Origin of the sequence: Corynebacterium sp. CCUG 65737 (genome assembly GCF_024454115.1) — a bacterium.
Lineage (GTDB): Bacteria > Actinomycetota > Actinomycetes > Mycobacteriales > Mycobacteriaceae > Corynebacterium > Corynebacterium genitalium.
Window position 1 is genome coordinate 76,273 of record NZ_JAGPZB010000007.1, and the last position, 14,225, is coordinate 90,497.

The window sequence follows — 14,225 nt, forward strand, 5'->3', positions numbered from 1 at the left end:
CAGGCAGTGACGTACTTCACGCGTAGGCCGAGCGCCGCGCTGGTACTACCACTAGGTCGAATGTGAACATGCCTAGATCATACACATCTCCCAGGTCTCTATAGGCAATAACGGGATAGGGTTAAAACTGCTATGCCGTTTCAACTAATTTTCAACCAGGTGTGGAGCTGGATCGCCGACACAGGCATCAACCTTGCGCTCCTGATCATCCTCGCGATGCTCGTGCCGCGTGCAGGGCGTTTGGCAAACCGGATCGTCGAGAAGCGGATCCAAGCTTCCCAGGACGAAGACGAGGGCAAGTCCTCGCTGGCAATTGCCGGAGTAGGCATTTACATCATCCAGATCATCGCCTACTTCCTCATCCTGGTTTTCCTCTTGCAGCAGATCGGGTTCTCGCTCGCCGGCGCTGCCATCCCCGCCACCGTGATCTCCGCCGCTGTCGGTTTCGGCTCGCAGCAGATCATCGCCGACTTCGTCGCAGGGTTCTTCATCCTGTCCGAGAAACAGTACGGCGTGGGCGACCTCGTCACCTTCCAGGGCAACGGCGTGGATCTCACGGGCACCGTCATCCAGATCACCATGCGCTCCACCCAGGTGCGCACGCTGGAGGAGTACACGGTGACCATCCCGAACTCCGCCGCCCAGGTGTGCATTAACAATTCCAACCACTGGTCGCGGGCGCTAGTCGTCGTCCCGGTCCCGCTGCTGGGTTCGCGCGACACCGAGGAAGTCATCGCACGCGCCGACAGCGCCGCCCGCCGCGCCATCGCCGACCCGGAGATCGAACCGCTCATCCGGGGCGAACTGCTCTCCCAACCGGGTTTGAACTTGAACGCTCCCACGACTGTGGGAATGCCGTGGACACTGGACATCCGGTATATGATCCGCTGCTCCCCTGGCGACCAGTTCCCCATCGAGCGAGCCATCAACGTCTATGTTCTCGAAGAGTTCTTCGATGAGTACGGTTCAGCTACCCCCGTCAGCGGCGAGACCACGGATGACCCTGACAACCCAAAGACGTCCGCCTTCGCACCCGCATTCGCGTCGAAACGCTACGCCTCGGACTGGGGCCTCGAAGGCGCTGAAGAGGCTCACACGACAGTGATCCCCGCGAACCGAACCGGCATCACCGCCGGTGACACGGAGATTCCGGAGGCAGACAACGACCCAGCTGCCCAAGATCAGACTCAACGCAGGCACGCGCTTGGCACACTCGGCGGACGCGTCCGCGCGTCCACCGGAGCGCTCATCACAGCCTTCATCGTGCTGCTCATCTTCCGCGGGTTGACCATGTCCGCTGCCGAAGATAGCGAAGCGCGATCCGGTGTTCTCGCCCCGCCACGGGTGAACCCGACATCAACTGTGCCGGAAGAATCAACAACGCCGACTGAAACGAAGCAGCCGCCGACTACGGAGCAGACACCGGCAACCGAGCAGACCCAGGCGCCGACGTCGGAGCAGCAGCAACAACGGCAGAACCAGCAACAGCCGGAGCAACAGCCGGCCACGACACCCGCGCAGCAGCCCACTCAGCAGCAGCCCAGCGAAGCCCCGTCCCAGCCGACGGGCGCTCCGCAAGAGGCAGAGCAGACCGAGCAGACGCAAAACTAGCTGACCCTACCGGTACTTGGCTGTGTTTTAGAGAGTGTCCGGGGCATTCGATAGCATGTCTCCCATGACTTCCGAAGGCCGCACCTTCACACCCGAACGCACCCACGTGCTCGCGGTCGGGCTCATCATGGGTATCGCTCTCATCGGCATTTCTTGGGCACCGCAGTACCTGGGCTGGCTGCTCATCTTCCCCATTCTGTTCTTGGCGTGGGTGTTCACCGCCAAGACTCATGTCAGTGACCACGGGCTGGAGTTGACGTACCTATTCAGGAAGAACGTCTCCATCGACTGGGACGATTTGGAGGGTGTCAGTTTCGAAGGTGCCGGTGCGAAAGCAACTGTGGCCGACGGCAGCCAGTACGCCATGCCAGGAGTAACGTTCAACTCACTGCCCGCACTGTCAGAGGCCTCCGGCGGACGGATCACCGACGTGATCACCGAAGCCGCTGAAGCCGCAGACGGGATGGTCGAAGTTACAGACCAGGAAGGCAACTCGATGCTCATCTCGAAAGAGGAATACGAGCGCCGAGACAACGCACACGACAGCTAAAGGAGCAAGCACGTGTCTCACGCGATCCCCCTTCGTTCTCGGGTCACCACCGCTGGCCGTCAGGCCGCCGGTGCCCGTGCTCTGTGGAAGGCCACAGGCACGAAGGACAACGAGTTCGGCCGCCCCATCGTGGCCATTGTGAACTCTTATACCCAGTTTGTGCCCGGGCATGTGCACCTGAAGAACGTCGGCGACATCGTCGCGGAGGCCGTGCGTGAAGCTGGCGGTGTGCCCAAGGAATTCAACACCATCGCGGTGGACGACGGGATTGCCATGGGCCACGGCGGCATGCTCTACTCTCTGCCCAGCCGCGAGATCATCTCCGACTCCGTGGAGTACATGGTCAACGCCCACACTGTCGATGCGATGGTGTGCATTTCCAACTGCGACAAGATCACCCCAGGCATGCTCAACGCCGCCATGCGTTTGAACATACCCGCCGTGTTCGTCTCCGGCGGCCCGATGGAGGCCGGTAAGGCTGTCGTCATTGACGGCGTGGCGCAGTCCGGCAAGAAGACCAACCTTGTTGACGCGATCTCCTATTCGGCGAACGACGACATCTCCGATGAGGACTTGGACCGCATCGTGGAGTCCGCTTGTCCCACCTGCGGTTCTTGTTCGGGCATGTTCACCGCGAACTCGATGAACTGCCTGACCGAGGCTCTCGGCCTGTCCCTGCCGGGCAACGGCAGCACCTTGGCCACGCACACTGCCCGCCGCCAGCTCTTCGAACGCGCCGGCCGCACGATCATGGACATCACCCGTCAGTACTACGGCGAGGGCGATGAGTCGGTGCTGCCGCGCAGCATTGCTAACCGCGATGCTTTCCGCAACGCCATGGCACTGGACATGGCTATGGGTGGCTCCTCCAACACCATCCTGCACACCTTGGCCGCTGCTCAGGAGGGCGAGGTCAACTTCGACCTCAAGGACATCGACGAGTTGTCGCACGAGATTCCCTGCATCTCGAAGGTCGCCCCGAACGGCACCGCACACATGGAAGATGTCCACCGTGCAGGCGGCATCCCCGCCATCTTGGGTGAGCTCAACCGCGCCGGCAAATTGCACACCGACGTTCGCTCTGTCGTTTATGAGAACCTGCAGGACTGGCTCGACGACTGGGATATCCGCGGCGGCAAAGCGACCGACGAAGCTAAGGAACTCTTCCTCGCTGCCCCCGGCGGTGTGCGCTCCACCGAAGCGTTCTCCCAGTCCAACCGCTGGGACGAACTGGACACCGACTCGGTCAATGGCGTCATCCACGACTTCGACCACCCCTTCAGCGCTGATGGCGGACTGGTGGTCCTGCGCGGCAATCTCGCGGAGGACGGGGCGGTTTTGAAGACCGCTGGCGTGGAGGAGGAACTCTGGGAGTTCTCCGGCCCCGCCCGTGTCGTTGACTCGCAGGAACAGGCCGTCTCAATGATCCTGTCCCGCGAGGTTCAGCCGGGTGAAGTCGTGGTGATCCGCTACGAGGGTCCGGCGGGTGGCCCCGGCATGCAGGAAATGCTCCACCCGACGTCCTTCCTCAAGGGCGCTGGCTTGGGCAAGAAGTGCGCGCTGATCACCGACGGCCGCTTCTCCGGCGGCACGTCGGGGTTGTCCATCGGCCACATCTCCCCCGAGGCCGCGCACGGCGGATTGATCGGCTTGATTGAAAACGGTGACCAGATTTCCATCTCTGTGCGTGACCGCAAGCTGACTCTCGATGTTGACGAGGATGAGCTGGATCGCCGCCGCCAGGCCATGGAGGCTTCGGAGAACCCGTGGACACCTACTCGCACCCGGCACGTGACGAAGGCGCTGCGGGCGTACAGCAAGATGGCCACGTCTGCAGACAAGGGCGCTGTTCGGCGCGTCGATTAGCATGCCTGTAGTTTTCGTCCTGCTCGGCGCGCTCATCGGCGCAATCAACCTCGGGCACAGCTTTTACCTGGCGGCGAACGAGACGCTTCTCGACGTCGGTGTGTTCCGCGACGCCGGCAATGCGTTAGTCAACGGCGATCCGCTTTACGACGGTTTTCCCACCCGCTCGGGCTTCGCCTTCATCTACCCGCCGTTTGCCGCGTTGCTGTTCGTGCCGCTGACCTGGCTGCCCGAAGTAGCGATGGACATTGCCTGGAACACCGCGATCATTCTGGCCATCTTCGCCGTCATCGGGATGGCCTGCCACCGCCTCGGACTGGAGCGATGGTGGATGTGGGCGATCGGGCTGACGGGGTTGTCCACGCTGCTGGACACCGTGTACATGAACCTCTACTACGGCCAGATCAATGTGTTCTTGATCCTGCTGGTGGCAGCGGATGTGCTCGGGTACACCCCGAAGAAGATTCGCGGCATTGGCGTGGGCATCGCAGCCGGGATCAAGCTCACCCCGGCCGCGTACGGTGTCATTTTTCTGGTGCGCAAAGACTGGTGGTCTGTGGCGCGCTCCGCCGGGTTCTTCGCTCTCACGGCGCTGATCGGGTTCGGTCTACGGCCGAAGGAGTCCATCTACTTCTGGACGGAGCAGTTTTTCGCCACCGATCGTGGCGGCGACGTGTTCTACCCGCCCAACCAGGGTGTCGGCGGCATGCTCTCGCGCGGTTTACTCAGCGCAGGGACCGTCGAGTCGCTCGCGCCTTTCATTCTGCTGACATTCGCCTTGCTGTCGATCTTCATTGCGTACCGCCTCGAGCAGCGCGGCCGCAGTGTCGAAGGGCTTCTCGTCGTGGTGCTGGGCATTTCGCTGGGCGCACCGATCGCGGTTTCGCACCACTGGGTGGGAGTCATTCTCATCCTCCCGCTCATCTTCGCTGCCCGGGAGAAGAACATGCGCGTCCTACTCGCGGTTGCAGCAGGTGCGCTGATCTCGCCGAGCTACACGATTATCGACGAGAGCGAGGCGCAGGTGTGGGCGTGGCCGCTGTGGCTCAACACCAACATCATCGGGTTAATGGGGTTGACGGTCTTCATCGCCTACTTGGCGGTAGCGCTACAGGAACCACCACATAAGGAACGCCGCAGCGACGCCGAAGGCGGCGCAGATCCACGAACTGGTCATGGGGCGGCGTGCCCAGCTGCGGCCGAAGTCGACGCTGAAAAGGCCCGGTCCGGTGAACTGGACGGACGCAGCCATGCCCAGAAGGGCGATCGCTAGCCACACAGCAGGGTTCCAGGTGAACGCGTTCGCACCGTTCTCCGAAGCGGTAATCAGGTGGAGGGATTCAAAACCAGTGGCAGCGATGGCGAGCATCGCGGCGACAGGGGTGAGCAGACCGAGTACCAGGAACACGCCCGCCGCCAACTGCAGCGTCGGCAAGGCGATGGCGAGGATGCCCGGATAGCTGTACCCGGCGAACTGCTCCTCTAGCCCCGGCAGACCTGGGTTGCCGCCCAGCTGGAAGAAGGTCTCCACGCCCGAGATGATCAACAGTGCACCGAGGACGAGGCGGAGAATAAACACACCGACATCGATCGTGCCGCGGCCGACAGGTGCTTCAGCCGCGGGTTCTACAACCGCTGGAGCTGCAGGCACCGTGCCGACCGGAGCCGCGGGGCCGTTGACTTCAACGTCGACCGGCCGAGCCAAAGGCTCGCGGGCACCGATACTGACAGACTCGCCTACGGCGGGAGACGCTGCCACTGGCTCGCCCACTTCAGTTTCCGGCTGCGGCGTGGGTGCCGAAGGAAACACCTCAGTGGGCGCGGCCTTGCCCGTCCGGTCATACACAGATGGAGCCTCGGGAACGTCACCGAAGTCATCCAGCTCGTTCACGGGCTCGAGGTTCTTGCGGTAGGAGGTGCTGCCTGAATCAGTCATGCACTTCAATCTAGGCCAGCACTGGGCCCAAACCCGCGAAGCTAACCGCGTGTGCGCGAAGCTGTAGCGCCACCCCAGATGTTGATGGAAGTACCGTCGACGGTCGCGGAGATGCCGTCGATAAGCGAAAGCTCCTCATCGCTGAACGCGAGATTATTCACCGCGTCGAGGTTGTCGTCGAGCTGCGCAACACTGGATGCGCCGATGAGCGTACTGGTCACGCTGCGTTCGCCTTCGTCGCGCAGAACCCAAGCAATAGCCATTTGTGCCAGCGTCTGGCCGCGCTTCTCAGCGATAGCGTTGAGCTTGCGCACCGCCTCGAGGTTGGACTCGGAAAGCATTCCATCGCGAATGGATTTGCCCGCAGCCGCTCGGGAATCTTTCGGGATCCCGTCGAGGTAGCGGTCGGTGAGTAGACCCTGCGCCAGCGGCGAGAACGCGATCACGCCCAAACCATTCTCGGCGGCCGTGTCGAGCAAACCATCCTCCACCCAGCGGTTGAAGATGCTGTAGCTCGGCTGATGGATAAGCAGCGGGCACCCCTCCCCCGCCATCAACTCAGCGGCTTCCTCTGTCAGCTCAGGGCCGTAGGACGAAATGCCGACGTACAACGCTTTTCCAGACGCGACGATATCGCGCAGCGCGTACATTGTCTCCTCCAGCGGCGTGTCCGGGTCCGGGCGGTGGTGGTAGAAGATGTCCACGTAATCCAGCCCGAGACGCTCAAGCGACTGATCCAGCGACGACATGAGGTACTTGCGGGACCCGCCGAATCCATAGGGACCGTCCCACATGTTCCAGCCAGCTTTCGACGAGATGATCAACTCATCGCGGTGACTGCTGAAATCCTCACGGAGGATCCTGCCGGCGTTGATCTCTGCGGAGCCGTTCGGCGGACCGTAGTTGTTGGCCAGATCGAAGTGGGTCACACCGCGGTCGAACGCGCGGCGCATAATGGCACGCTGCGTCTCTAGCGGTTTGTCATCGCCGAAGTTGTGCCAGAACCCCAGCGACACAGGCGGCAGTTTCAACCCAGAGTTGCCGCACCGCCTGAACCAGTTCTCGCCTCCGCGGGCATAGCGGTCAGGGTCTGCTGTGTAAGAACTCATGCTCACCAATTGTGCCAGACATCTGGTACTCTCGGACCGCTCGAATTCTCCCTCAAAATAAGGCTTTTCATGCAGAAATCATTCAAAATGGCGCTCGCCCTTGTCGGTCTGACTGTCGGAGCCGGCTTCGCCTCCGGACAAGAAGTCATCCAGTACTTCCTCTCTTTCGGCTACTGGGGCATCGTGGGTGCCGCCGTAGCCGGTGTGACCATCGCCGTCTTCAGTGCCTGGATCTACCAGCTCGGGTCCTACTACCTAGCGGAGGACCACAGTGCGGTCTTCCGCAGCGTCTCGCGCCCATGGGTGGCGCGCTACATGGACATCACCACAATGTTCACCTTGTTCTGCATCGGTTTCGTCATGGTGGCCGGTGCCGGCTCGAACATGGAGCAGCAGTTCGGCTTCCCCACCTGGGTCGGTTCCGCGATCATGGTGGTTTTGCTCTTGCTGTCGGGCCTGTTGGACATCGACAAGCTCACCAACGTGATCTCCTTCATCACCCCGCTGCTGATCATCTGTCTCCTCGGCGCGTTCGTGATCACCGTGATGAACATGCCGGACAACCTCAGCAGCATCAACGAGCTCGCGCAGCAGAACCAGCACGCTTCGGGAACCTTCGGTAACTGGCTTGTCACCGCACTCAACTACGCCACGCTGGTGCTCATCATGGACGCCTCCATGATGCTGGTGTTCGCCGGTTCCCACCTCAACCCGGCGCAGGCCGGCAAGGGCGGCCTGCTCGGCGGAATCATGTTCGCTGTGTTGCTGATGATCTTGGTGTTCGTGCTCTTCTTCAACATGGAGCACGTCATGGATGCGGACCTGCCGCTGCTAAAGGTCTTCGACTCCATGCACCCAACTGTTGGCACCGTGGTCTCCGTGGTCATCTACCTGATGATTTACAACACTGCCGTCGGTCTTTTCTACGCGCTCGGCCGTCGCCTCAGCCACGACAAACCGGCGAAGTTCCGCCCCTACTACTTCATCGTCGTGCTCATCGGTTTCGCCCTGTCCTTCATCGGCTTCGCGGACCTGGTCGGATGGGTCTACCCAGTCCTGGGGTACCTCGGTCTCATCCTGGCGATCATCATGGGTGTGGCGTGGTTCCGCGACCGCCAGAACATTAAGGATGAGGCTGGGCGCCGCGAGCGCCTCGCCGAGCTAGCGGAAACACAGCTCGACCCGGACTCGGACGACCTCACGCACGAGGAACGGGCCGAGGTCGAAGAACTGGCATCCGACTCCCATGTCGGCGACCAAGAATTGTGGCAGTCCGTGCAGGAAGAGGTCGCAGCTGATCTCGACGCGGATGACTCCAGCGACTTCGCACTAGCCGACGTCCCCGCTCTCGACCCGGAATCGGATGCCTACGACGGCGCGCCCGAGACCCCGGGCGATGAAATTCACTGGAAGTCCTACGAAGAGATGTACAAGACCGGCGAGTTCCCCGCGGTCAAACCCGACACGAGGTAGGAGGTCGACGTTTAGTCGGCCTTACCCTGGGTGCCACCGAAGTTACAGCCGCGGCCAGGGGCGCCACTTCTCGGGCACACCTGCCATACGGCGCTGCACATCTGCGAGCGTCTCGCGGTTGACCTGGGTGCTTGCCCAGCTGTCGCCGTCAGAAAAGACGTTAGTGCTTTCCATCCACCATGACGATCCCTGGTGTCGTAAACGCTCGGCAAAGCGCCCGCTGACCACGTCTCGTACGATCTCCTCGAGCTGATCAGCTGCCTCGTCCCACACCTCGTCGCAGGCGTCGCAACCGCAGGACGGGAAAGGCCAGCAGGAAACCGCGCCGGCGTGAAGATGAATGCCCGGTAGACCGGAATAGACGAAAGTCAACGGCGCGGTCTGCGGTGCCAACGGTGTCAAACGCACGGCACGCACCACGGTGGGAGCTGGCTGTTGATGAAGAGAATCCAGCAGGGGGTAGTGATCTACCGCCACGTTGTATTGAGCGATGAGGTAATCCACCAGAGCGTCAGCGACAGGGTGCAGCGGAGCGAACCGTTCCGGATGCGTCAGCAGCTCGTAGGATTCATCCGGCGGCGAACCCTCCCACCTACGTCCGTAGGGAATTACGCGCCCTGACTCATCGCGAATCTCGACAGGCCCGATGTACGGACGCTGGTAGCGTTCCACGGCTACGCGAGCTTCTTCGCAATGATCTCGTTGATTGACTTGGGGTCTGCTTTGCCCTGGGTGGCCTTCATGACCGCACCCACAATGGCGCCGGTGACCTTCGTGTTGCCGGCCTTGTACTTTTCCACGATGTCCGGGTTCGCTGCGAGAGCTTCGTCGACTGCGGCTTCGATCGCCCCGTCGTCACGCACGACCTCGAGCCCGCGCTTATCGACGACTTCGTCCACGCGGCCTTCACCCTCAATGACACCGTCAATTGCCTGGCGAGCCAGCTTGGTGGTCAGCTTGCCTTCCTTGACCAGTTCGACCACCCGAGCCACATCGGCGGGCTCGACACCGAGGGAGTCCAGGTCGCGGCCAGCCTCGTTGGCCTTACCGGCGATGTAGGACACCCACCATGCGCGGGCTTCGTCCGGCGTCGTGCCCGCTTCGACGGTGTCGACGATGAGGTCGAGGGCACCGGCGTTGACCAGGTCGCGGAATTCCTTCTCCGGCAGCTGCCACTCCTCCTGGATGCGCGCGCGGCGGACCCACGGCAGCTCCGGCAGAGTCGCCCGGATCTCCTCGACCCACTCCGGCTTCGCAATGACCGGCGGCAAGTCCGGGTCGTTGAAGTAGCGGTACTCGCTCGCCTCCTCCTTCGGGCGTCCCTTCGAGGTAGAGCCGTCAGTCTCCTGGTAGTGGCGAGTCTCCTGGACAATCTCTCCGCCGGCTTCGAGCACACCTGCGTGGCGCTGCATCTCGTAGCGCACCGCCTGCTCGACGGACTTGAGCGAGTTAATATTCTTCGTCTCGGTGCGGGTGCCGAATTCCTCCTGGCCCTTGGGGCGCAGGGAGACGTTCGCATCGCAGCGCATCGAGCCCTGGTCCATGCGCGCGTCGGACACGCCGAGCGCCTTGACCAGCTCGCGCAGCGCACCGACGTACGCACGGGCGACCTCTGGAGCGCGCTCCCCGGCGCCGACGATCGGCTTGGTCACGATCTCGATCAGCGGGATGCCCGCGCGGTTGCAGTCCACCAAAGACGCCGTCGCGCCGGAGATGCGGCCCGACGCGGAACCCAGGTGGGTCAGCTTGCCGGTGTCCTCCTCCATGTGAGCGCGCTCGATCTCGACGCGCCACTCGGTGCCGTCGTCGAGCACGACGTCGAGGTAGCCGTCGTACGCGATCGGTTCGTCGTACTGCGAGATCTGGTAGTTCTTCGGCTGGTCCGGGTAGAAGTAATTCTTGCGCGCGAAGCGGGACGACTCGGCGATCTTGCAATTGAGCGCCAGACCGATCTTGATGGCCCATTCCACGCCCTTGGCGTTGACCACCGGCAGAGCGCCCGGCAGACCGAGCGACACCGGGTCGATATTGGTATTCGGCTCCGCACCGAAGTGGGCCGAGGAGGTGGAGAACATCTTGGTCTCCGTGGACAGCTCCACGTGCACCTCGAGACCCATCACTGGGTCGTACTTTTCCAGGACGTCGCTGTAATCCATCAGGTCGTACGCAGTCATGGTTGCCAAGTGTAGTGCCCTTAGCCCTTCGCCGAGACGATAGCTCCTCTTACGCTTCCACCTGCGCCTTGTCTGGCTGCCCGGACTGCTCCTTTTTGTCCTTTGCGCGGAAAAGCAGCGCCAGGATCGCGCCGGAAATGTTGTGCCACACGGAGAACACCGCGCCCGGCAGCGCGGCCAGCGGGCTGAGATACGCCGCGGCGAGGGTGGCCGCCATACCCGAATTCTGCATGCCGACCTCCACGGCCATCGTGCGCGAGGATGCCTCCGGCTGGCCCGTCACCTTGCCGGTGACATAGCCGAGGATGTAGCCGAGACCGTTGTGCAGCACGACGGCGAGAAGCACGATGAGCCCCGCCTGCGCGAGCTTGTCGCGGGAGCCCGCCACGACGATGGCCACGATCGCCGCGATCGCCAACACGGAGACCCACGGCAGCGCCGGCAAGACCGCCGCGACAAATCGCGGTGCCAGCAAACGGACGAGCAGGCCGAGACCGACCGGCAGGATGACCATCTTCACGATCGACCACGCCATCGGCCCAGCGCTGACATCCATGTGCTCGCCCGCCAACCACAGGGTGAGCAGCGGCGTGAAGATCGGCGCGAGCAGCGTCGACACCGATGTCATGGTCACCGACAACGCGACATCGCCGCGCGCCAGGTAGGAGACCACATTCGACGAGGTTCCGCCCGGCGCGCAGCCGACCAAGATCACGCCCGCGGCGATCTCCGGCGGCAGGCGCAGCGCCCACGTCAGCGCGACAGCAGCAAGCGGCATGATCACGAACTGCGCCACCACGCCGATCACGACCGGCAGAGGCTTCTTGGCCACGAACACGAAGTCGTTGCCCGTCAGCGTCAGACCCATGCCGAACATGACCACGCCGAGCAGCCACGTCGTCCACCCGGAAATCGGTTCAACGACCCCGGGCGCGGCGAAGCCGATCACGCCGCCGGCGATCACCAGCAACGGGAAGCCGAGGGTGGCGACGAACGCCGAGCGCTCTTCCGCGCGCCGGCTCTGGGCAAGATTCATAGATTCCATACTGTGGACTATAGCGTCCATATAGCGGGATTCCTGCAACAGGGGGTCAAGCCGTTGCCTCCCACACCTCGCGGTAGCTCGCCGCAAGCGATTCGACGGTCTCATGCGCGTTCAGCCCGCTCGGATTCCCCACCACCCACACGGGCACGCCCGCGATCATCCCGCTTTGCAACCCGCGCTGCGCTTTCCTCCTCCCGAATGCGCCGCGGTACGCACCGATGCCCGCGAACATCACGGCGCCAGGGCGATGCTTATCGACGACAGCCTCAAGCCTCTCCCCTCCCTCCACCAACTCTTCTGTGGCCAGGTCGGACGCTTTCGGTGTCATACGGGCAACGAGGTTGGTGAAGCCGATCCCCCGCTCTGCGAGCATCTTTGCGTCCTGTTCCGACAACCCCTCGCTGGCGTACACCCGGTACGGGGTGATGCCCGCTTTGTCGAGCGCAGGCCAGAAGCGGTTGCCCGGGTGTGCGAACGGCGCGTCCACTTCCTCGGACAGCGTTCCGGGATTGATGCCCACGATGAGCAGACGGCAAGGATTGGGAATCCGGTCATGCATGTTTTCCGACCTTAGTGCGGCATTCCGTTATTTCACTGCGGCCATGAGCGCTACATTGAACATATGTGGACCGATGAAGTGCAAAAACTCAAGAAGGAACGAAACGCCGTTATTCTGGCGCATAACTACCAGATCCCGGAGATCCAGGACATCGCGGATTTCACCGGCGATTCCCTAGCGCTGTCCCGGATTGCGGCCGACACGGACGCCGATGTCATCGTCTTCTGCGGCGTGCACTTCATGGCGGAAAGCGCGAAGATCCTCAGCCCCGACAAGACCGTGCTCATCCCGGACGAAGCCGCCGGTTGTTCCCTCGCCGATTCGATCACCGCCGAGCAGCTGCGCGAGTGGAAGGCCGAGCACCCGGGCGCCGTGGTGGTCAGCTACGTCAACACCACAGCGGATGTGAAGGCCCTCACCGATGTGTGCTGCACGTCCTCCAATGCCGTCGACGTGGTCAATTCCATCGACCCCGACGCAGAGATCCTCTTCTGTCCGGATCAATTCCTCGGCGCGCACGTCAAACGGCAAACCGGCCGCGAGAATATCCGCATCTGGGCCGGCGAATGCCACGTGCACGCCGGCATCAACGGCAAGGAGCTCGCCGACCAGGCAGCCGCGCACCCGGATGCTCCCCTGTACATCCACCCGGAGTGCGGTTGCGCGAATTCAGCGATCTATCTCGCCAGCGAGGGCGTCATCGCCCCGGAGCGCGTGCACATGCTCTCCACCGGCGGCATGCTGGACCAGGCGGACCGGGACACTGAAGGCACAGTCCTCGTGGCTACCGAGGTGGGCATGCTCCACCAACTGCAGAAGAAATCCCCGCTGGCGGACTTCCAGCCCGTCAACCCCCAGGCCTCCTGCAAATACATGAAAATGATCACCCCGGAGAAACTCGTGGCCAGCCTTCGGGACATGCGCGACGAAGTCACTGTGCCCGAGGAGACCGCCGCGAAGGCGCGCCAGTCGCTGGAGCGCATGATCGCCATCGGCAACCCGGGCAGCGGAGAGTGACCCGCGGATGAGTGCACCACTGAATAAAGACGCCGCGCTGCGCCTCATCCGCCTCGGCCTCGAGGAAGATTTCACGCACGGCCCCGACGCCACGACCGAGGCGACTGTCGACGCCGACGCCCACCTCACCGCCATCGTCGTCCCACGCACACCCGGCGTGGTCGCGGGCCTGGACACCGTCGCGTGGACCATGCACGAAGTCAGCCCAGACATCGACGTGGCGGTCCACGCGGCCGACGGCGACCTAGTCGCGCCAGGCGACCGTCTCGCGACAGTCTCCGGCCCCGCGCGGTCGATCCTCTCTGCTGAACGCACGGCACTGAATCTGCTCACCTACGCCAGCGGCATCGCTACCCGCACGCACGAGTGGACCCGACAGCTCGCAGGAACCGGCACCAGAGTCCGCGATTCCCGCAAGACCTTGCCCGGATACCGCGACCTAGCTAAATACGCGGTGCGGTGCGGCGGCGGAGTCAACCACCGAATGAGCCTGGGCGACGCCGTTCTCATCAAGGACAATCACGTTGCCAGCGTCGGAACCGTGGCAGAAGCGTACCGGCGCACCACCGCCGCCTTCCCGGACCTGCCCCGCGAAGTTGAAGTCGACGACCTCGGCCAGCTTGAAGCAGTCCTGGCATTCACACCAGATCTGGTCATGCTGGATAATTTCGGCGTGGAGGCGACACGGGAAGCCGTCGATAAGCGCGATGCCCTGTCCCCCGGGACGAAGCTGGAATCCTCGGGCGGATTGACGCTCGACCGAGCCCGCGCCTACGCGGAGACCGGCGTGGATTTTCTCGCGGTCGGCGCGCTCACGCACTCGGTTGCCATCCTCGACATCGGACTGGACGCCGTATAGCAGTGATAGCCGCCGTTATGTATCAT

The 14,225-nt window shown here is 62.9% G+C and carries 12 protein-coding genes and 1 pseudogene; 7 read left to right on the top strand and 6 right to left on the bottom strand.

The features are described from left to right. The first annotated feature begins 132 nt into the window (after positions 1–132). The 4 genes and pseudogenes from KBX17_RS07110 to KBX17_RS07125 all read left to right on the top strand — a co-directional run. Positions 133–1,611 (top strand): mechanosensitive ion channel family protein, encoded by a 1,479-nt coding sequence (locus KBX17_RS07110; RefSeq protein ID WP_005290437.1) that lies wholly within the window; start codon positions 133–135, stop codon positions 1,609–1,611. A gap of 64 nt (positions 1,612–1,675) precedes the next feature. Next, entirely contained in the window at positions 1,676–2,161 is a 486-nt protein-coding gene (locus KBX17_RS07115; protein ID WP_255995172.1) for a PH domain-containing protein, read from the top strand. Positions 2,162–2,173: 12 nt separating this feature from the next. Then, complete coding sequence (gene ilvD, locus KBX17_RS07120) at positions 2,174–4,027, top strand: dihydroxy-acid dehydratase (protein ID WP_005290441.1); 1,854 nt, start codon at positions 2,174–2,176, stop codon at positions 4,025–4,027. 1 nt (position 4,028) lies between these two features. Next, a pseudogene (locus tag KBX17_RS07125) lies at positions 4,029–4,868 on the top strand (glycosyltransferase 87 family protein); the annotation flags it as partial. A gap of 267 nt (positions 4,869–5,135) precedes the next feature. Here KBX17_RS07125 and KBX17_RS07130 read toward each other — a convergent pair. Beyond that, the gene (locus tag KBX17_RS07130; RefSeq protein ID WP_256019103.1) at positions 5,136–5,963 is read right to left on the bottom strand and encodes a DoxX family protein; all 828 of its coding nucleotides are present in this window, start codon (positions 5,961–5,963) and stop codon (positions 5,136–5,138) included. 41 nt (positions 5,964–6,004) lie between these two features. Further along, positions 6,005–7,072 carry an L-glyceraldehyde 3-phosphate reductase gene (gene mgrA / locus KBX17_RS07135; protein WP_005290445.1) on the bottom strand — a complete coding sequence of 356 codons (1,068 nt, stop codon included), beginning with the start codon at positions 7,070–7,072 and terminating at the stop codon, positions 6,005–6,007. Positions 7,073–7,141: 69 nt separating this feature from the next. On the opposite strand from mgrA, the gene KBX17_RS07140 reads away from it, so the two are divergent. Then, positions 7,142–8,545 carry a hypothetical protein gene (locus KBX17_RS07140; RefSeq protein ID WP_005290447.1) on the top strand — a complete coding sequence of 468 codons (1,404 nt, stop codon included), beginning with the start codon at positions 7,142–7,144 and terminating at the stop codon, positions 8,543–8,545. A gap of 42 nt (positions 8,546–8,587) precedes the next feature. Here KBX17_RS07140 and KBX17_RS07145 read toward each other — a convergent pair whose 3' ends face one another. The 4 genes from KBX17_RS07145 to KBX17_RS07160 are packed head-to-tail and all read right to left on the bottom strand — an operon-like array spanning position 8,588 to position 12,323. Continuing rightward, a complete protein-coding gene (locus KBX17_RS07145; protein ID WP_005290449.1) occupies positions 8,588–9,217 on the bottom strand; it encodes a DUF6226 family protein in 630 nt (209 codons plus the stop codon). A 2-nt stretch (positions 9,218–9,219) separates the two neighbouring features. After that, entirely contained in the window at positions 9,220–10,719 is a 1,500-nt protein-coding gene (gene gatB / locus KBX17_RS07150; protein ID WP_005290451.1) for an Asp-tRNA(Asn)/Glu-tRNA(Gln) amidotransferase subunit GatB, read from the bottom strand. A gap of 49 nt (positions 10,720–10,768) precedes the next feature. Then, positions 10,769–11,764 carry a bile acid:sodium symporter family protein gene (locus KBX17_RS07155; protein ID WP_050748818.1) on the bottom strand — a complete coding sequence of 332 codons (996 nt, stop codon included), beginning with the start codon at positions 11,762–11,764 and terminating at the stop codon, positions 10,769–10,771. A 46-nt stretch (positions 11,765–11,810) separates the two neighbouring features. Further along, a complete protein-coding gene (locus tag KBX17_RS07160; RefSeq protein WP_005290455.1) occupies positions 11,811–12,323 on the bottom strand; it encodes a mismatch-specific DNA-glycosylase in 513 nt (170 codons plus the stop codon). 63 nt (positions 12,324–12,386) lie between these two features. Here KBX17_RS07160 and nadA point away from each other — a divergent pair, with 63 nt between their 5' ends. After that, a complete protein-coding gene (nadA, locus tag KBX17_RS07165; protein WP_255995169.1) occupies positions 12,387–13,340 on the top strand; it encodes a quinolinate synthase NadA in 954 nt (317 codons plus the stop codon). Between the two features lie 7 nt (positions 13,341–13,347). Beyond that, positions 13,348–14,199, top strand: a complete 852-nt coding sequence (gene nadC, locus KBX17_RS07170; protein ID WP_005290458.1) for a carboxylating nicotinate-nucleotide diphosphorylase — start codon at positions 13,348–13,350, stop codon at positions 14,197–14,199. Positions 14,200–14,225 lie beyond the last annotated feature (26 nt).